Source organism: Bacillus sp. ES1-5, assembly GCF_022487605.1.
Classification (GTDB): domain Bacteria; phylum Bacillota; class Bacilli; order Bacillales; family Bacillaceae_G; genus Bacillus_A; species Bacillus_A wiedmannii.
This window is the reverse complement of record NZ_JAKVPU010000011.1, coordinates 155690-175389: the sequence shown is the minus strand read 5'-3', so window position 1 is coordinate 175389 and position 19700 is coordinate 155690. Positions and strand designations below refer to the sequence as shown.

Annotated in this window: 19 protein-coding genes and 1 pseudogene; 4 read left to right on the top strand and 16 right to left on the bottom strand. The window is 37.4% G+C overall.

Annotation, left to right across the window (positions count from 1 at the left end):
• The 8 genes and pseudogenes from MKO96_RS25905 to MKO96_RS25870 form a co-directional block, all read right to left on the bottom strand.
• Positions 1 to 1255, bottom strand: a pseudogene (locus MKO96_RS25905) (DNA translocase FtsK); the annotation flags it as partial.
• Positions 1256 to 1410: 155 nt separating this feature from the next.
• A complete protein-coding gene (locus MKO96_RS25900; protein WP_240589107.1) occupies positions 1411 to 2367 on the bottom strand; it encodes an N-acetylmuramoyl-L-alanine amidase in 957 nt (318 codons plus the stop codon).
• A 40-nt stretch (positions 2368 to 2407) separates the two neighbouring features.
• Positions 2408 to 2752: a thiamine transporter gene (locus MKO96_RS25895; RefSeq protein ID WP_240589106.1), complete on the bottom strand. Its 345-nt coding sequence runs from the start codon at positions 2750 to 2752 to the stop codon at positions 2408 to 2410.
• A 225-nt stretch (positions 2753 to 2977) separates the two neighbouring features.
• On the bottom strand, positions 2978 to 3592 hold the full coding sequence (ytpR, locus tag MKO96_RS25890) for a YtpR family tRNA-binding protein (protein ID WP_001006767.1): 615 nt from the start codon (positions 3590 to 3592) through the stop codon (positions 2978 to 2980).
• Positions 3589 to 4401 (bottom strand): DUF1444 domain-containing protein, encoded by an 813-nt coding sequence (locus MKO96_RS25885; RefSeq protein WP_000784602.1) that lies wholly within the window; start codon positions 4399 to 4401, stop codon positions 3589 to 3591. Before MKO96_RS25885 ends, ytpR begins: the two co-directional genes overlap by 4 nt.
• 78 nt (positions 4402 to 4479) lie before the next feature.
• Positions 4480 to 4794 (bottom strand): thioredoxin family protein, encoded by a 315-nt coding sequence (locus tag MKO96_RS25880; protein WP_087982483.1) that lies wholly within the window; start codon positions 4792 to 4794, stop codon positions 4480 to 4482.
• 83 nt (positions 4795 to 4877) lie between these two features.
• A complete protein-coding gene (locus tag MKO96_RS25875) occupies positions 4878 to 5387 on the bottom strand; it encodes a DUF84 family protein (protein WP_240589105.1) in 510 nt (169 codons plus the stop codon).
• A gap of 132 nt (positions 5388 to 5519) precedes the next feature.
• Positions 5520 to 6593, bottom strand: a complete 1074-nt coding sequence (locus tag MKO96_RS25870; RefSeq protein WP_240589104.1) for a M42 family metallopeptidase — start codon at positions 6591 to 6593, stop codon at positions 5520 to 5522.
• 148 nt (positions 6594 to 6741) lie between these two features.
• Between MKO96_RS25870 and MKO96_RS25865 the strand changes: the two genes are divergently transcribed.
• Positions 6742 to 7053, top strand: coding sequence for a PepSY domain-containing protein (locus MKO96_RS25865; RefSeq protein ID WP_000118541.1), 312 nt, complete (start codon positions 6742 to 6744; stop codon positions 7051 to 7053).
• Positions 7054 to 7187: 134 nt separating this feature from the next.
• On the opposite strand, the gene MKO96_RS25860 is transcribed toward MKO96_RS25865, so the two are convergent.
• Positions 7188 to 8042 carry a YtnP family quorum-quenching lactonase gene (locus tag MKO96_RS25860; protein ID WP_000436842.1) on the bottom strand — a complete coding sequence of 285 codons (855 nt, stop codon included), beginning with the start codon at positions 8040 to 8042 and terminating at the stop codon, positions 7188 to 7190.
• A 69-nt stretch (positions 8043 to 8111) separates the two neighbouring features.
• Positions 8112 to 8765 carry a tRNA (guanosine(46)-N7)-methyltransferase TrmB gene (trmB, locus tag MKO96_RS25855; protein WP_001239384.1) on the bottom strand — a complete coding sequence of 218 codons (654 nt, stop codon included), beginning with the start codon at positions 8763 to 8765 and terminating at the stop codon, positions 8112 to 8114.
• Positions 8766 to 8993: 228 nt separating this feature from the next.
• Between trmB and MKO96_RS25850 the strand changes: the two genes are divergently transcribed.
• Positions 8994 to 9272 carry a YtzH-like family protein gene (locus tag MKO96_RS25850; RefSeq protein ID WP_001122237.1) on the top strand — a complete coding sequence of 93 codons (279 nt, stop codon included), beginning with the start codon at positions 8994 to 8996 and terminating at the stop codon, positions 9270 to 9272.
• Between the two features lie 3 nt (positions 9273 to 9275).
• On the opposite strand, the gene MKO96_RS25845 is transcribed toward MKO96_RS25850, so the two are convergent.
• The 4 genes from MKO96_RS25845 to pepV form a co-directional block, all read right to left on the bottom strand.
• Positions 9276 to 10073: a phosphotransferase family protein gene (locus tag MKO96_RS25845; protein ID WP_002008769.1), complete on the bottom strand. Its 798-nt coding sequence runs from the start codon at positions 10071 to 10073 to the stop codon at positions 9276 to 9278.
• A 227-nt stretch (positions 10074 to 10300) separates the two neighbouring features.
• Complete coding sequence (pulA, locus tag MKO96_RS25840) at positions 10301 to 12442, bottom strand: type I pullulanase (protein ID WP_240589103.1); 2142 nt, start codon at positions 12440 to 12442, stop codon at positions 10301 to 10303.
• Positions 12443 to 12579: 137 nt separating this feature from the next.
• Positions 12580 to 13125 carry an RNA 2',3'-cyclic phosphodiesterase gene (gene thpR / locus MKO96_RS25835; RefSeq protein WP_240589102.1) on the bottom strand — a complete coding sequence of 182 codons (546 nt, stop codon included), beginning with the start codon at positions 13123 to 13125 and terminating at the stop codon, positions 12580 to 12582.
• A 217-nt stretch (positions 13126 to 13342) separates the two neighbouring features.
• Positions 13343 to 14749 (bottom strand): dipeptidase PepV, encoded by a 1407-nt coding sequence (gene pepV, locus MKO96_RS25830; protein ID WP_087982491.1) that lies wholly within the window; start codon positions 14747 to 14749, stop codon positions 13343 to 13345.
• Between the two features lie 357 nt (positions 14750 to 15106).
• On the opposite strand from pepV, the gene MKO96_RS25825 reads away from it, so the two are divergent.
• Positions 15107 to 15328, top strand: coding sequence for a DeoR family transcriptional regulator (locus MKO96_RS25825; RefSeq protein ID WP_000805512.1), 222 nt, complete (start codon positions 15107 to 15109; stop codon positions 15326 to 15328).
• A gap of 81 nt (positions 15329 to 15409) precedes the next feature.
• Here the strand turns inward: MKO96_RS25825 and MKO96_RS25820 are convergent, their stop codons facing one another.
• Both MKO96_RS25820 and MKO96_RS25815 read right to left on the bottom strand, forming a co-directional pair.
• Positions 15410 to 16138 (bottom strand): pseudouridine synthase, encoded by a 729-nt coding sequence (locus MKO96_RS25820; RefSeq protein ID WP_001234944.1) that lies wholly within the window; start codon positions 16136 to 16138, stop codon positions 15410 to 15412.
• 41 nt (positions 16139 to 16179) lie between these two features.
• Positions 16180 to 17832 carry a putative polysaccharide biosynthesis protein gene (locus MKO96_RS25815; RefSeq protein WP_048562073.1) on the bottom strand — a complete coding sequence of 551 codons (1653 nt, stop codon included), beginning with the start codon at positions 17830 to 17832 and terminating at the stop codon, positions 16180 to 16182.
• A 448-nt stretch (positions 17833 to 18280) separates the two neighbouring features.
• On the opposite strand from MKO96_RS25815, the gene MKO96_RS25810 reads away from it, so the two are divergent.
• The gene (locus MKO96_RS25810) at positions 18281 to 19552 is read left to right on the top strand and encodes a BaiN/RdsA family NAD(P)/FAD-dependent oxidoreductase (RefSeq protein ID WP_087982493.1); all 1272 of its coding nucleotides are present in this window, start codon (positions 18281 to 18283) and stop codon (positions 19550 to 19552) included.
• The last annotated feature ends 148 nt before the right edge of the window (positions 19553 to 19700 follow it).

Genomic DNA, 19700 nt, shown 5'->3' with positions numbered 1-19700 from the left:
CTTCTGTTTCCGCAATTACTTCCACTTCTTCTCGCTCTTCTGTTTCCGCAATTACTTCCACTTCTTCTCGCTCTTCTGTTTCCGCAATTACTTCCACTTCTTCTCGCTCTTCTATTTCCGCAATTACTTCCACTTCTTCTGACTCTTCTGTTTCCGCAATTACTTCCACTTCTTCTCGCTCTTCTGTTTCTGCAATTACTTCCACTTCTTCTGGTATTTCCACGATGATTGTTTCTTCAAGTTTTTCTTCTGCTTTGACAATCACTGATTCTTCCGGTGCTTGTTTTTCTACTTCAATAGTAGGTTGTTCTATTTCTGTATTACGTTTAGTTTCTTCTGATAATATTGTATCCTCGTGCTCTACTTTAGAATCTACTAATTCCGTTTGTAGAATGTTTTTGGCCACTACATCACTTTCTTGCTTAGCATCTTCCATACGCTCAGCAATTGTTTGATGAGGTACTTCACCCGCTGGAACTGCCTGCTGTGCACTAATTTCTTGAACCACTTCTTTTTCTTCTACAATAGGCTCTTGGCGTTCAATTTCGTAACCGTTTTTCTCTAGCCATTGATCGACAACTGACTTTTCTTCCTTTTTACTCTGTTGACCTCGCTGATCAACTCCTTCATGACCGGAAGAATTCGTTGCTTGTCCTTCTGAGAAATCAGATAATGTATATCCTTTTTTCTCTAACCATGCATCAACGACTGATTTGCCCTCTACAGATATTTCAAGATCTTCTCTTTCCTTTTTTTCCTCCTGCTTTTCTACCTTTTTCTCTACAGAAGGACGGTTATATCCGTAAATTGGCGAGATCATTTCTGTTGGACGAAATGGTCTACGGTTACTTTCTTGCGAAGGTGCAGATGCTTTCTTTACGACAGGCTCTCTCTCCGGTTCATATTGTACTTCCGGCTCTTCATATGTAGAAACTACCTTTTCCACATACTGTCGTCTACTTCTTTCCACTTTGACCCCTCTTTGAGTAGGCTGATTTTCATATGTTACAACTTGAACAGGTTGTTCTTCAAAATGCCCTGTTGCTATAACATCCTCTTCATCGAACCCATTATCCGGTACTAATGGAAAACGGCATTTACCTGCATTCCGACTTGCCATTTGTGCTTCTCTTGCTTCAGTGTAGTGGTTTACACGAGGGATCTTCGGCTGACTTTCGATTTGCTTTGGTACTTCTTTATTTATCGCTGTTTGTTCTTCCTCTTTGTTAAACAGCTTTTTCATCCAATCTAACATGCTTACCACTCTTTCTACTAAATAGTAACATCCTTTATTGTATCAGCATTCGGCAAAAAGTGCAGGTAAAATTAAGCATGTCATATTTATCCATAACATTCTAATTTACGAGTGTTTTCATATGGAAAAACGCAGCCTTCCATGTAAGACTGCGTTTAAGCTTTACTCTTCCGATACTCATCTACACTATCCGTTACACTTTGCAATAAAGAATTTACATACTGTGGGTCAGATAATTTTTTATCTTCTTCAGGATTTGACATAAATCCAAGTTCTAATAGTACGCCAGGAACCTTTGCCCAATTAAATCCAGAAAGATCATCCCTGAATTTAATTCCATTTACTTTCACTTGCTGATTCTCTCTCATTTTATTTACAATCGTTTGAGAGATTTGAAGACTTTCAGCATAAATCTCTTTCGTGTACGGACTTCCTTCTGCCGGTGTTAATACAGCAAATCCACTTTGATTCGGATTTTCAGAACCATCTGCATGAAGACGCAAAAACAAATTCGCCTTATGATCATTCGCAAATGTCGCGCGTTCTTTATTACTTATATCCACATCTTGTGACGTTCTTGTCATTAATACTTGTATTCCCTTTGCTTCTAACTTTTCTTTTAATACGAAAGCCATTTCTAATACGAGAACAGCCTCTCTTTTTTTCGTCACAACACCAGTTGTACCATCTGTCACTTTATATTTTTGCGTCGTTGCTCCTGGCCCAATCGGCTCTAAATTTAAATCTGCTTTTTGTTGATGCCCTGGATCAATAACAACAAGAAAATTTCCTTGTTTTTCATTACTCTCTACTTTTTGTTCATTATTTTGCAGCGGTTGCTCTGTTGGCTGCACTGGCGTAGCTTCCTCTTTCTTTTCCTCGGCCGGCACTTCCTCCTGCTTATGCTCCACTTGCTCATTCGTTTGGACTGCTTGCGGTTCTTCTTTCTTTTCTTGTTCTTCTTGCTGCTTTTCTACCGGTGCGTCTTCCCTGTTATCTTTGTTTGTTTCTTGCATAGAAGATGTTACTTCTTTTTTCGGCTCTTCTTGCGAACAGCCTCCCATATATATTCCAATGAATGCAATCATGCTCATTATTTTTATATACTTCATCTTTTTCTCCCATCACTTTGCACCGGTCTCAAAGTTTTTCTTATAATTGTTTTATAATCTCATCCATATTTCCAATATGAACGGGTTGCCACGTTTCTGTACCACGCTCTGCAGTATAAACTAGATAAGTATCATCAGCCACACTTACGAAAACCGGATCCCCCATATCTGTTTCATATCCGATAGCAATCCATTCCTCTTTCCATTTTCCATGTTCTTCACTTATTAATGAATTTTTATGTTTATCATATCGGTAACCGATTTGTCCTTTTTCTAATTCATTTTCACTAAACAAATAGATTTCATAAGAACCTAATTCGATATCTTGCTGTTTTGAAGTTTCAATTCGTTTCAGAAGTTCTGCGATTTTTAGTTGTTTTTTCATACGTCTATCCCCTTCTATTTTTCTAAATTTTAACTAGATTGTCTATAAAATACAATATAGATTTTATGAAAAAAGGTGACATCCTCATAATATTAACGATTTTTCAAATATATCTATCGTAACTCTAAATATATTAACGGTTCGACATAGAATATCGATTTACAAAAAATAAAAAATAAAAAGAGAGACCATCCAAAAGGACAACCTCTCTTTTCTTAACATCAATTAAAATTTAAATTCTTGTCCAACTTCAAAGCTATCTTCTAATACAAGAATACCTTTTTCTTGTGGAGCATCTGGAAGCTCTAATTCACGTGCTGAGCAAATCATTCCAGAAGAAGGAACACCGCGAAGTTCAGCTGGTTTAATTAGCATACCGCTTGGCATTACAGCGCCAATTTTTGCAACGACAACTTTTTGTCCTGCATCAACGTTCGGTGCGCCACATACGATTTGTAATGTTTCTGTACCGATTTCTACTTTACAAATGTTTAACTTATCAGCATTTGGATGCTTCTCTTTTTCAGCTACATAGCCTACAACAAATTTTGGAGAAAGATCTGCTTCTACCGTTTCTTCAAAGCCGTTCTTCGCTAAAATTCCGTTGATTTTTTCTACAAATTCTTTCGTTAATGTTAGGTTACCTGTTTCTTTTACCTCTAAGTAAGAAGACGCATTAAAGATGTTGAATCCTGCTGTTACATTGCTTTCACGATCGTATACGCGTGCAACATCTCCTTTGCGATCAAAAGTACGGTTCTCTAAAGTAATATCTTGTAAGGCAACAATTAAAGTGTCACCAATTCCTTCAAGGTTGTAAAAAACGTTCACTTCGTTCATCCTTTCTCTTTTCCATCTGTCTTCTTCCGATTCTTCGCTAAAATAAAGATTGGTTCAAAGTCCCCATCTTCATATACGAATGAAAGTGATGTAATCGGAACATGCCCTTCGGCAAAAAATTTCATTGTCATTTGTGCAATAATATCATAACCGATTTCGTTGACGATATCAGCAATAATTAATACATCTTGGTGAGGAACAGCAACAACCATGTCACCAGAAATCTTTTCACGCATCGATTGTAGTAACGATTCGTTTAAAATACGAGTCGCATCATACCCATCGTTTGTGTTTAAAAAGTAGAATGTATTCCCTGCTACTGTTTCTTGTTTAAATTCATAACCTAATGAGCGAGCGTTGAATAATGCCATTTCACGCACTTGTTGCTCTGTAAGTTCTAATTTTTGTAATAGACGCTCATCAATGAGTCGATACGTTTTATTCGAATCTAATGCGTAGTAAATACGTGTTTCCGCCGTATGATCCGTCATAATAAACGGATTTCCTTCTTCTGCTTGTTTCGGGAAAGAAGTAGAGCGAATAACAGGTAAAATTTTCGCTGCGCTATTTTCTTCTTTATGCATCGCAATTAACGCTTCTTGTACGTAATAGGCAACCTCTTCAATTGCTTTTTCTTTATTCACTTCCCATTTTGCCACAACTCCTGGAAGCGATACGTTAATACCCTTTTTCGAGTCTTTTTGTTCTATACGTAGAACTTCTTTCTCGCTATCATACTGAAAGTCCCATTCTGGGCGAGATAATTTCTTCATTAACTCGTCTTTCATCTTTTTACTTGTCATCTTCATCTCTTTTTCCTCCCTTCCAAAAAAATAACCTCCCCCGCGAAGGTAGAGGTTGTTTTACAATTCAATTGGCAAATTGCCTTATTTTAAACCTTCAATAAACTCTTCGATTTGTTCTTGTGTTTTACGATCTTTGTTTACATAGCGACCTGTTTCTTCACCCTTATTGTACGCTACAAAGCTCGGAATGCCAAATACGTCTATTTTTACGCATAGATCAATAAACTCATCACGATCTACATAGTAAAATGAGAAATCACTATATTTTTCTTCTACTTCTGGCATAAATGGATCTACAAAACGGCAGTCTGGGCACCATTCTGCTGAGAACATAAAGACTACATTCTCTTCATTTTTCAATTGTTGGAATTGCTCCATGCTTTCTAATGATTTCATCTATATTTCCTCCTCTAACGAGTGCTTTTTTTCATGTTATAATCTTTCTTTTATACTACCATACATCGCGTATGGTGCAAGGTTTATGCTTGCTTTTCATCATACTTATATTGCCCAACAAGTAACTTAACAACGTGTACAAATAATTCCGTGCGGTCGACATAATCATCTGTAAAGATACCGATGGCACCTTCGTGACTACGAATATCTTTTCTCTGTACAAACTCTTCCATCACTTCACTTAACTCCTTGCCCTCTTCAAGAGGTGCTAAAAAATCATCTGGTAACTTAATACGTGCACCGCCTGCAACGAATATTTTACCGGTACTTGTTGCTAGTGCGCCCCAGTTACACATAAATAAACCGTGCTCCGTTTTCATTACGCCGCCTTCTAATCCAATACCAATTTGAGCTTCTCCTTCTTGTAGCGCTCGCTTCGCTCTATTAACCGCTCCTTGCATCGTCTCTTCATCTGTAAACGGCTGGTTTGCTACTCCTGAAGGAACAGAAAGAGATGTAATTGTAGCATCTTTCCAAACCTTCTCCACAGCACCAACTTTCGTTTTATTCTTCGATCCAACTACTACTTTCATTTCTTTCACCTCTATATACATTCATCATCTTACCTTAATCAAATTACTCTTTATACATGGGAGCACGGCCACCACTCATCGATAGGGTATCTCTCCCACCTAAAAAAAGAAAGGCTCTTCAGCCCTTCTTCTCTACGCGTTATTCTTAATTGTCTCTAACGTCGTTTTATCCGTTGCTCTTACAAGCTTCGTAATAAGTTCTTTTGCTGCCGCATAATCATCAACATGTAAAATAGAAGCATGTGTATGAATGTAACGTGCGCAAACACCAATTACTGCTGATGGGATACCTGAGTTACTTGTATGTACACGGCCCGCATCTGTGCCACCTTGTGAAATAAAGTATTGGTACGGAATGTTGTGTGTTTCTGCTGTATCTAAAATGAATTCGCGCATTCCTCTATGTGTTACCATCGTACGATCATAAATACGAAGAAGAGCACCTTTTCCTAATTGACCGAACTGCGTTTTATCACCAGATGCATCGTTTGCTGGACTTGCATCAAGCGCATAGAAAATGTCTGGTTGAATCATATTTGCAGCAGTTTGTGCACCGCGAAGACCAACTTCTTCTTGTACAGTCGCACCAGAGTATAATGTGTTTGGTAATGTTTCGTCTTTTAATTCTTTTAATAATTCGATTGCAAGACCACATCCGTAACGGTTGTCCCAAGCTTTCGCCATAATTTTCTTTTCGTTTGCCATCGGTGTAAACTGGCAGATTGGCACGATTTGTTGTCCTGGTTTTACACCAATTTCAATCGCATCTTCATAACTATCTGCACCTATATCAATTAACATATTTTTTATATCCATCGGTTTTGCACGTTGCGCGTCACTTAATAAATGAGGAGGAATAGAACCAACAACCCCAATAACAGGACCATTCTTCGTCATAACTTGTACACGTTGCGCTAATAACACTTGACTCCACCAGCCGCCTAACGTTTGAAAACGAAGCATCCCGTTTTTCGTAATTTGCGTAACCATGAAACCTACTTCATCCATATGACCTGCTACAAGAACACGTGGGCCAGTTTCGTCCCCTTTTTTCAGACCAAATACGCTACCTAAACCGTCTTGCACAATTTCATCCGCATATTTGCTTAATTCTTGCTTCATAAAACGGCGTACATCATGTTCAAAACCTGATGCACCTTGTAATTCTGTTAACGTACGAAATAATTGTAATGTCTCTTTATTCACGAAGTCCCCTTCTTTCAAACCTTAGTAGAATACCTCTTTTATTGTAACGAAATTTTCGAAATGTTTCTAGTTTCTTCTTTTTTAGCTGTATTTGCTTTATAATTATTATTGGTACACTATTTTTATTTTATAGAATTGAGGTGAATATATGAGCTGGAAAGGTTTAGTAGCAGGTCTTGGCGTTGGGTTCGCAGCTGGTTATCTTGTTGCAAACAAAGTACAAGAACAATCCCATATTTCTTCAGAAAAAGCATTGAAAATGGTGAAACAAGCATTAAGTCATAAAGGTGAAATTACTGGCTCTTGGGTACATATGGTTCCAGAGACATTTGAAAAATATGATGTCGCATACGAAGTTTATCGCGGCGGTCTTACAACGATGTTAGATGATATACAAGAACGATTTGAATTTTTAGTTGATGCTAAAACAGGTACTGTTTTAGAGGTTATAGCAGCATAAAAAGGAGGGTTCCCATTAGGTGAACCTCTTATTTTTTAATTGTGGATAGTAATTGAAATTATATCGACTTACCGACAAAAAACGAAAATAATAAAAAGGCTGCCCCGACTGGTTTCTAGAACAACCTCCTCTTTTTATGCTTCTATACTCGTTTTCCGCTCTATCTTTTCTACAATATGTCCTTCCTCATTCCACTTTACTGCACGGTAATACGCGTCATGATAAAACGTAAACCAAGCATCGTTTTCAGCGCCGTACTTCATCCACTTTTGCTTATTTTCAATCGATGTCATCGGATAATCGTCGTAGGCCATCACCCATAGTACATTTTGATGTGCGTGCGTCGGCAATAGGTCTGCTAAATGAAGCATCGTTTCACCTTTGCTTTCTAAAGCAATAACTGCATGTCCATCACTATGACCACCTGTATGCGCCATTTTTATTTCATCCGTAATTTCTATTTCTTGCTGGAATGTAACAACTTGATCTACAATCGGCTCCCAATTTTCCTTCCAATATGTATTGCGCGACCTGATATTTGGGTTCCTCATTTCATTCCATTCTGTTTCGCTTACATACACTTTTGCATTCGGAAACGATGGTACAAGGTGATCCCCTTCCCATTTCGTTAAACCAGATGCATGATCAAAATGCAGGTGTGTCATTAAGACGTACTGAATATCTTCAGGTTTTAAATCTAGTTTTTCTAATGATTTATAAACCGCTGACTCTTCTGTTACACCTTGATTTCGCTTCATCTTCTCATTCAATTTACCGTTTCCTATTCCGGAATCAATGAGCATATTACCGTCTTTCGTTTGCAAAAGTAACGGATCTGTTCGTAAATAAATATGATTTGTATCATTATGTTTATATTTACGTGACCAAAGTACTTTCGGTACAACACCAAACATTGCTCCTCCATCTAAATGTGTGTTCCCGCCTTTTAGCCACGTCACTTTTATATCTCCAATTTGTAACTGTTCCATTTTTCATCCCCCTTTCCTTTTAATATTAACATAAAATTCCGATTATTTTAGTTACAAAAAACCTATGCATTACTGCATAGGCTCTGTGCGATATTTTGCTTCAACTCGGTAAATACGATGACCTTTACTTGAGAATTTCTCTTCGTATTCTGTCATAATGTTTCCTTCATAATCACTATTATGAAGATCTAGGCTCAGGTAAGTTAATAACATACCATACTCAGCCATACTCATTAGAGAGTATTCAAATAAACCTTGGTTATCTGTTTTGAAATGAATTTCTCCGCCTTCTACTAACACTTCTTCATAATTGCGTAAAAATGTTTTATACGTTAAACGACGCTTCGTATGACGATTCTTCGGCCATGGATCTGAGAAGTTTAAATAAACGCGGTCAATCTCACCTTTTGCAAAGAACACTGTTAAATCTTCAGCATCTTTATTAATTAACTTTAAGTTCGGTACTTCTTCTTCAATTAATTTATCAAGTGCATCTACAACAACACTTGTGAATTTTTCAATTCCAATATAATTAATATGTGGGTTTGCTTTTGCCATATCATACATAAAGCGGCCACGACCTGTACCTACTTCAATATGAATTGGTTGTTCATTTCCAAATACTTCTTTCCAGTTACCAGCGCGCTCCTCTGGGTTTCCGATTACGATATGTGAATACTCATTAATTCGATCCATTGCATATGGTTTATGTCTTAAACGCATAGATGTTTCCCTCTCTTTACATAGCTATTTTAAAGGAATAATTCCTTCTCTCTGTTTTAATCAATCTCCCAAACAAAAAACCAAGTACGTACGAGCACTCGGTCCGTTTCTTTCAAGTATAAGATGTACCATTTTGATAAAAACTACATACAGCATTAAACATTCCATGACGAAACAGCTTTTTCTCGTACATTTGAAGAGAAAAACAATCGAAAGGATGATCCGTTCATGCCAATTAATCAACAACATCAATTAGAAGTGCTGAAAGATATTTTAGTCAATCACCAAAGTGATTGTTGCGGGACAGTTTCTGAATGCGAGCAATTAGAGCGTCTCATTCAATCGTTACTCGCAAACGATAGTATAAGTAGTGACGCTAAAACAATGCTAAACGATGTATATTCTTATAGTCAATCGGGTAAATCTTCCTCTAATTTGGACAACCACATTTCCAATAATCAAGAACAACTTACTCAGTGGATTGCTGGAATGGACAATTTTTCTTAAATATTACTCTGAAGCAAGTAGTTGCTGTAAATATTGATGCCAATATTCAGCTTCTGCTTGCTGTTTTTTTGTTGTGTGCCATTGCATAGACAAAATCGTTTGTGCTATTACATACCACCTCATACGCCTAAGCAGCGATTCATCCATTTCAATATCATAATATTCGAGCCACTCGCTCCATTCATGGCGCGGAATGTACCAATATAATAACATACCGAGGTCTAGAGCTGGGTCAGCAATTACGGCTCCATCCCAATCAATTAAAAACAACTCATCTTCATCCGACAATATCCAGTTGTTATGGTTCACATCACAATGGCATACAACGAATTCATTGTATTCAATATCTTTTAATGAATCCATTAAATATTGAAGACCTTGCTGAATTGTTTCATCATCCCTTATATCTCCTCTTAAAACAAGTTGCAGTTGTTGTAATAACTCTTGTGCGTGAAGCGGCTGCTTCCCAAGTCTTTGAATCATCTGTACAAGTGCTTTAGAGGAGTGTATTTTCTTCAAAAGTTTCGCAACACGTTCTAGTTTCATATCCTCTGGCTCTAGCTTCTGTCCCGGAAGCCATTTTTGAGCAGAAATTACATCACCGTTCGTTACCCTTCTTGTCCAAAGTAATTTTGGAACAATTCCTTCTGCTGACAATACCGCTAAAAAGGGCGATGTATTCCGCTTTAAAAATAACTTCTGTTGTCCGTTTTGCGCAATATACGCATCGCCCGTTACTCCACCAGCCGGTACAAGACTCCACTCTTTTCCTAATAATTGTTCCAACCATTCCATATTCATTACCCGTTAACAAATCCTTATCTTTTATAGTTATGAAAAGAAAAACCGCAACATTTCTACACATGTTGTGGATTCATATATTTTACTGTAAATGAAAAGAAAACTTGGCATAAGCCAAAAATTCTCTATTTTATTTTACAAAACCAGTCATAGAATGACAACTTATCAAAATCGTCACCTTTGTCAATTCTACATTTATTACATTCTCATCGTCAAGTAGCGATTTGTCACATTATCGTCAATATATACGTGCTAATCGGAGCGAGCCTAAGTTCCTTTCCTCTAAATGAAGAAATTGGCTCTATTTTCGCTTGCTTTTCGTTTACTAACACATGCCACGTTTCTTCTTTCGGAAGTTGCACCGTTTTAGCTTCTAAACCGCTATTAAATAAAACTATAATCTCTTTCCACGGTCCAAATGATTCTGCATGCTCTAGGTGATATGCAAGTACTTCTGGAGATGTTTGCAAAAAAGTCATGTGTTTTTTTATAAGGTCTGCGTTTTGTAATCGGAATGCTCTGTGCTCTTTGCGAATCGCAATTAAACCTTTTATATAGTTAACGGTCTCTATCTCTTCCTCTTTTTGATCCCAATCTAATTGATTAATTTCATCATTTGCATTATAACTATTTTCATTTCCTTGCTTCGTACGATAAAACTCTTGCCCAGCATGTAAAAAAGGAATGCCTTGCGAAAGAATCACCATTGCGCTCGCTAGAAGGTGACGTTTTTTCAAAATCTCTTCTGGCTCTTCATTACTCCGCATTAGTTTATCCCACATCGTCATATTGTCATGACATTCTACATAGTTAATGCTTTGCACAGGCTCTAGAAACAGACCTGTTTCTTTCATACTCAAAAGACTTCCCGATGCTATATACTGCAAATGATTACAGTCTACATGCCCACCAAATGCAAAACCACGCTTATTTATATGAAAGGTACTCCCTTTTATCCCATCACGAAATTGATCATTAAATTGCGCAATATGCGGCATTTTCTTTGCATTATTTAACGTTGCTTTTTCCTCTAGAGGAAGTGGTGTTTGTAGCTCCCACCCTTCTCCTAATAACAATGCATCTCGCTTTATGTTTCGCACTTCTTTTTCTATTATATTCATTGTATCAACATCTAAAATTCCCATTAAGTCGAATCGGAATCCATCAACATTGTATTCAGTAAGCCAATATAAAATAGACTCTACAATAAATTTCCTCATCATTTTCCGTTCAGATGCTATATCATTTCCGACTCCCGTCCCATTAGAAGGCATACCATCTTCACCATGACGAAAATAATATCCTGGGACAAGCTTTTCAAATGATGATAGCTCTCTTTCATACACATGATTATATACAACATCTATAATTACCCTAATGCCGTGCTCATGAAATGTTTCAATCAACTGTTTACACTCTACTATCCTGTTATACGGATCAGAAGGGTTTGTAGCATAATATCCCGTTGGCGCATTGTAATATAACGGATTGTAACCCCAATTATATGCAGAGGAAGGATGCGCCTCATCTACACCACCGAAACAATATAAAGGCAATAATTCAACATGTGTAACACCCAAATCTTTTATATAGGACAAGCCTGTTAACGTCCCATTTCGCCCTGTTGTTCCTTCTTCCATTAGCCCCTTATATGTTCCTTTTTTACTCACTCCACTGCCCTGATGAATAGTAGCATCACGAATATGCAGTTCATACAGTATGGCATCTGTCATTGCGTGTAATGGTGGTAATTGCCCTCGTTTTTTTACATTTGTCTTTTCCAAATCAATAATCACGCCGTACTTCCCATTTACAGTCACTGACTTTGCGTAAGGATCCACCGCTTCATTCCATATTAAATTAATACAAACAAGAAATGTATACTTTGCTCCGGCTAAATCGCCTTGTAATATATGAGTCCAAACCCCATTTTCTCCTCTATGCATTTCATGATCGGTATATTCTTTATCACTTTTATAAATCCTTACTTTCGCAAGCCTCGCAGTTGGAGCCCATACTTTAAATGTAGTTGCTTCTTTTTGATACACGGCTCCTAAATCTGTACCTTCGTAATAATACTTTTCATCGAAAATCGCTGTTCTTATGACAGCACCTATTTGTAAATCTGTTTCTTCATTCCGTTCATCTCGTACTGTATAATACTTCCCCACATCTAGCGGCTCTTCTATAAAGCACTCATACTTCGTTGCATCCGGAAGCGCAATTGTATGAGAAATCGGTAAATCTTTCACGTTACTTCCTTCTTGCAAACGAAATGTCCGGCTTGTTCCATACGCATGTGGGAGCAAAATTGTAATTTTATTCATTTCATCTAAATAGGCATCAAATGGACGTTTTACTTTCAACATAAAAAAATCACCATCATTCTTAAAGTTAAATGAAACGAGCTGCAAATGATAAGGCTTTTCTTATCAGCAAGGCTCTATACAGTAACACATTATTCTCTATAGTATATTCACCTGTATAAAAAACGTTTTCATACATTCTATTTTTGTAATTTTATTTCAGCAATCGCTTTATACTTCGGTGTCTCCTTTACGTGAGATTCGTATAAAGTAATCGTATCCGCTTGAAATGATATTTCAGGCACTTCCTTTATATGTTCTAAATCAAACTTCTCTTCTCCTACCCATTTGCGAGCAACAGTAATATGCGGATGATACGGGCGCGTTTCTAAAGAAAATCCATTCTCTTCACAAATAGCATGTACTTGTTTTTGTAACTGGAACAAATCGGGATTCTCGCTTACCTTCGACCAAAAAATACGCGGCCTATCTTCCATACCGAACGTAGAAAATCCTTGTAATGTGAACGATAGTTCTTGCGTTTCTGTAAAGGTTTGTAATCCATTCTTTATGCCTTCTAATTGTTCCTCTGTTGCACTACCTAAAAATGAAAGGGTAATATGGTAGTCTTCTTTATGTACCCATGAACGAAATGGTAATTCCTCCTGCATTTCCTCTTTATAGTTAGACAGCACTTCTTTTATATGATTCGGTAACGTAATCGCGACAAAATAATGCAGCTCCATGTACATCTTCTCCTTCTTTCTATTGTTGCTTTTCTTTCTTATCTCATTCAATTAAATAGAATCAAACTTTCCTAACAGTCTAACCAAGTTAAGATCGCAATAATAAATGAAATTATATCGACTTAACAACTAAATACGATAAGAAAAGCAACCTATACGTAACAGAAAACCGTCCCAAAATATTTATCGGGACGGCCTCTTCTTATTTATATATCCATTACTTCGCTAATTCATGAATTGCTTGCGCGTAAATTGCTGTTGCTTTTAATAAGTCTTCAATTTCAATGTACTCGTCTTTTTGATGCGCAAGTTCTTCTTTTCCAGGGAACAACGGACCAAACGCAACGCCAGCTTTCAATGAACGAGCGTAAGTACCGCCGCCGATTGCTAATAGCTCTGCTTTTTCACCTGTTTGTTCTTCATATACGCGTTGCAACGTACGAATTAACACGTGGTCTTTATCAACATGATGCGGGCGAGAGTTTGAATAATCCGCCACTTTAAATCCATGATTACCAACGTATTCTTTTAACTTTGCAATCATTTCGTCAAAGTTAGTCGTAACCGGATAACGTACATTTAATCCTAAATTGCCACCATTTTCTTTCGTATAAGAAAGGCGACCAACATTCACAGTTAATGGTCCGCTAATATCGTCTTTATACGAAATACCAGCTTTCTCTCCTAAAATATCTCCTGTAAATGTTTCTGTTACAAACGATGCAAACGAAGCCCCTTTTCCATCAAGAGCAACTGTAGTTAAGAAGTTTGCCAGTAATAAACCTGCATTCTCACCCTTTTCTGGAGTAGATCCGTGAGCTGAAATCCCTTTAATTTGCAACGTCACCGTATTACCTTCTACAATTGCTTCACCTATTTTTTTAGCAGTTTGTAAATACTCTTCATATGCTACTGTAAGTGCATTTACATCTTCTCCTGTAATAATCGCTTCTGCAAAATCAGGAACCATATTTAAACGGCGACCTGATTCAAACGAAACAAGTTCATATGTACCTTTCTTCTCTTCACTACCACTTTGCACAACTTGTATATCAGAAATTCCTTTTTCTGCATTAATAATTGGAAAATCTGCGTCTGGCGCAAAACCGATTGTTGGCATTTCCTCGTTTTTAAAGTAGTGATCTACACATTTCCAATTGCTTTCCTCATCTGTTCCTAAAATCATGCGAACGCGTTTTGAAAGAGGTAAACCTAATTCTTTCACAATTTTCATCGCATAATAAGCTGCCATCGTTGGGCCTTTATCGTCAATTGCACCACGTGCAAAAATCTTTCCATCGCGAATATCTGCACTATATGCGGGAGTCGTCCAGCCATCTCCTTCTGGTACAACATCAACGTGACAAAGAATACCTACTAACTCTTCTCCTTGCCCCATTTCAAGATGACCTGCATACCCTTCTAAATTTTTAGAAGCAAAACCTTCAGTTTCTCCTTTATGTAACATGAAAGATAAAGCTTTTTCTACACCTTCACCGAATGGTGCGCCCTCTTTCGCTGATTCTTCTTCCCATACACTTTTAATTTGTAAAAATTGTTGTGTATCACGAATTAAATCATCTTTTCGTTTTGCAACTTCTTCTGTCCAATTAATCGCTGACATCACGCATCCATCCTTCACTATATTGTTTCTTTCATCATAACAAACCGAAATCTCTTATGCCATATACGAAACTCAAATACCTAACAATTTTAATATTTCAGATATTTCTTATTAGTTCTTCTTTTGTTTTTCTAAAAAAATTTGCAGGAATTTGGCGTTTTACGTAGAATTTTATGTGTTAGTTGACTGACCATATATACAATGTCAACTACCAATATTTTTCTATATGAATATTTGTTAAACTTTTGTAAAATTTAAGTAGATTAAAGCATGAATTTTATCATGTAGAGTACAATGGTAGTAACGACCTTCTTTCCTGAATGGGGTCAAAAAAACTAGTAGAGGAGTGGTTTTCTCTTGAAACCTACAACTACTCGTATGCTAACACGCATTAAATCAATTTATATGTACATCAATGAAAACGGAACGGTAACGACGAAAGACCTTGTAGATGAGTTCGGGATCACACCGCGAACGATACAACGTGATCTAAATGTGTTGCAGTTTAATGAACTCGTGTATAGCCCTTGCCGCGGTAAGTGGACAACAACAGGAAAGAAAGTGAGAATGACCTCATAATGAACAAATAATTGTATGTAAATAAATACATACCCCTTTCTAACTCATTAGAAAGGGGTCTTTTCTGCGCCAAAAACAGCACTATTTCTCAGTATCTACTTGATATGTTTTTAACATTTCTACTTCTTCATCTGATAGCTCTCGGTATTGTCCCAGTTCTAGCTCTTCATCTAATACTAATGGTCCCATCTCTGTTCTCTTTAGGTAGACTACTTTTTTCCCTACCGCTTCAAACATACGCTTCACTTGATGGAACTTTCCTTCTGTAATCACAAGCTCGATTTCAGAAATCTCATCGCTTTTTAATATTGTAAGTGCACCTGGCTTTGTTTCATAGCCATCATCTAAAATAACACCTTTAGCAAACTCTTTTACATCCTCTTCTGTTACTACTCCTGCAACGTGTGCATAATATTTTTTCGGCACATGCTTTTTCGGAGATAACAATTGATGCGATAACTTCCCGTCATTTGTTATCAATAAGAAACCTTCCGTATCAATATCAAGTCGTCCAACTGGGAATGGATCAAAGATTGCATCTTCTAACTCTAATAAATCTATTACCGTTTCATGATTATCATCTTCTGTCGCTGAAATAACGCCTTGTGGTTTATGCAACATTAAGTAAACAAACTCTTTATATTCCACAACTTCTCCGTGAATCATAACTTCTTGCTCTTCTACATTTACATGAACCTTCGCATCTTTTACTGGCGTTCCATCAATTTTCACAACGCCGTCTTTCAATAATTTCTTTACTTCTTTTCTACTTCCATATCCCATATTTGCTAATAATTTATCTAATCTCACGTTTTTCACCTTCTTTATTTATCATAGAAAAGGGGACGTAATTACGCCCCTTTTGACTTCAACTTTATTTTGAATCTATTGCCAAGTTTACGTTGGATTTTCTCTAACGCTTCTCCGCCAAATACTCTTTCAAGTACTCCTGTGCGAATTGCTAACAATCCGTACACAAGACCACCAATACCTGCACAAACCACAACTGTAATAAGAGCACCCATTCGGCCATCAGGCGAAATCATGAAGGACAGAATCCATTGTGATAACTTTACAGCAATGACCATTACAAGTGTTAATATTGCAATTTGGAATGTTCTCTTATATACAACACCAAATGAATAGTGTACATGTTTTTTGATTTGTCTATTCGTATACCATACGGAAGCTAAGAAGCCGACTGCAGTAGCTAAAATCGCTCCAACTGTACCGAAATAACGAATAAAGATTACGTTACATACGAATTTCAAAATAACACCCATAATAAGCGCGACAATTGCATGTTTTTGTTGATTGATTCCTTGCAGAATTGCTGCTGTTACTGTAAATAAAGCGAATAACAATGCAACTGGTGCATACCACATTAATACTTGTCCACCTAATGGATCTGAGTCATAGAACGCAGTATAAATTGGATATGCAAGTGTTGAAATACCGACAACTGCTGGCAATGTTAAAAACATATTTGCCTGGAATGTTTGTGTAATTTGTAACTTTAAATAACGGTATTGTTTTTCAGTAAATGATTTTGTAATCGCTGGTACAAGCGTTAAACTAAACGCTGTTGCAAGCGATACAGGAATCATAATTAATTTATGCGTCCACATTGTGAAAATACCAAGCGCTCGTTCTGCGATATCACCTTGGCCAATCGCCTGCATAATTGAGTTAAATGTCAATGTATCAATTTGTTGATATAAGGGAATTGTTAACCCAATTACAACGTAAGGAATCGCATATGCAAATAATTCTTTAAATAATTGAACGGTACTCACTGTCGATTCTGGTACAGTTTGTTCAATTAAATATTGATCCAAATGTTTTTTACGTTTTAACCAGTACCAAATGAGTACACCGAGCGCTCCAACTGCTGAAACGAACGCAGCAAATGTCGCTACCCCAACTGCTGTTGCAACTGTACCGCCAAGTACTTTAATAACGATAAAACTACCCGCTAATAAAAAGACGATACGAATAATTTGTTCAATAATTTGCGAAACAGTAGTCGGTCCCATCGATTGGTGACCTTGGAAATAACCACGAATTAAACTCGCTGCTGGTACAACAATAAGTGCAAAACTTACAAGACGAATAATCGTCGTAACTTCTTCTACATTACTGTGTATACTTTGTTTACCAAGCATTGCTTCTGCAAACAGTGGCGCTGTCATGTATAGAACTAGGAACGAAAGAACTCCTGTTACTATCATCATAACCATTCCCGAGCGGAACATTCTCCGGCTCGTTTTATAATCGCCAAGCGCATTATATTTGGAAACAAATTTGGAAACAGCAAGCGGCACCCCTGCCGTTGCAATACTTAAAAAGATCGTATATGGAATGTATCCATATGTATAGAGCGTTCCGCCTTCTGTACCTACTAATGCATGAAACGGAAAGACGTAAATCATGCCTAAGAACTTTACTAAAAATGTCCCTAACGTAACAATAAGCGTTCCGCGCAGAAATTTCGAATCGGACATACAAAAATCCTCCTACATCTACATAAAGTGAAACTTTAATCAGTGTGGGTGTTCTTCCCCACTGATTATTAGCCCCCACCAATCGGGCCTTTACGGGCAGTTAATCTCCCACCTATGTCTTTGTCCTAAGCAAACTTTAAGGTGGGAGTCTTACTGCCCGGCAAATAGCGTGGTAAAGTGAAACTATAATTTGCAGGGAAGGTGTTCACTCCCTACTCTTTATTAGTTGAACTATTCGAGCATTTACGGGCTACCAAATTTCCTTTTTATTTCTCTTACATCTTAAGGTTTTAGTCTTCTTGCCCACAAATAGCAGGATAGTGCTGAACTCTAACTTTTGTATTGTACCACAATTCTATCCTTAAGCAGTACTTCACTCTATTTTTCTTTTAAGGGAAAACATGCTATTCTTTTAGGCAGGAAATGTAGAAAATGAGGTCGATATATTATGCATTATGATGTTATTGTCATCGGCGGCGGGCCTTCTGGGCTAATGGCTGCAATCGGTGCTGCAGAAGAAGGCGCAAGTGTCTTACTTCTTGATAAAGGAAATAAACTAGGGCGTAAACTTGCGATTTCTGGTGGTGGTCGTTGTAACGTAACGAACCGTCTACCACTTGATGAGATCGTTAAACATATACCAGGAAATGGCCGCTTCTTATACAGCGCTTTTTCTATTTTCAATAATGAAGATATTATTACATTCTTCGAAAAGCTTGGCGTGCAACTAAAAGAAGAAGATCATGGTCGCATGTTCCCTGTATCAAATAAAGCACAATCAGTAGTAGACGCACTTTTAACACGATTAAAAGACTTAGGTGTAAAAATCCGTACGAATACACCCGTTGAAACAATTGAATATGAGAACGGTCAAACGAAAGCAGTCGTACTGCAAACTGGTGAAGTGCTAGAAACAAATCACGTCGTTATCGCTGTTGGCGGAAAATCCGTTCCTCAAACTGGCTCTACTGGAGACGGATACGCTTGGGCTGAAAAAGCTGGGCATACAATTACAGAGCTATTCCCAACAGAAGTACCAATCCTTTCAAATGAACCATTTATTCGTGATCGCTCCTTACAAGGTCTTGCTTTACGCGATGTAAACTTAAGCGTATTAAACCCGAAAGGAAAAGCTATCATTTCTCACAAAATGGACATGCTCTTCACTCATTTCGGCCTATCTGGTCCTGCCGCTCTTCGTTGTAGCCAATTCGTCGTGAAAGCACTGAAAAAGTTTAAAACGAATACGATTCAAATGAGTATCGATGCATTGCCAGAAGAAAATAGTGAACAACTATTCCAGCGCATGCTGAAACAAATGAAAGAAGATCCGAAAAAAGGAATTAAAAATGTATTAAAAGGTTATGTTCCTGAACGTTACTTCCTATTCTTATTAGAAAAGAATGAAATTGATGGCAGCGAACAAGCTGGACAAGTTTCTCACGAGAAGATTCGTGCACTTGTGAAAGACTTTAAAGAATTTACTGTGAATGTAAATGGTACGCAGTCAATTGAAAAAGCATTCGTTACTGGCGGCGGTGTATCCGTTAAAGAAATTAATCCGAAAGAAATGTCTTCTAAATTCACGAACGGCGTATATTTCTGCGGAGAAGTTCTTGATATTCATGGTTATACTGGCGGCTATAATATTACATCTGCTCTCGTTACTGGTAGAATTGCCGGAACAACAGCTGGAGAAAACGCGAAAATGCCATATTAAAAAAGAAACAGGGCTTCCTGTTTCTTTTTTTATAGGTATATGAAATTATATCGGCGATTCCACGACAAATATACGCTCCTCCTGACTTCCCATTGCTTTTTTGTTGCTTTATATACCTTAGTACCTTTATATTTTATATTGTTGAATA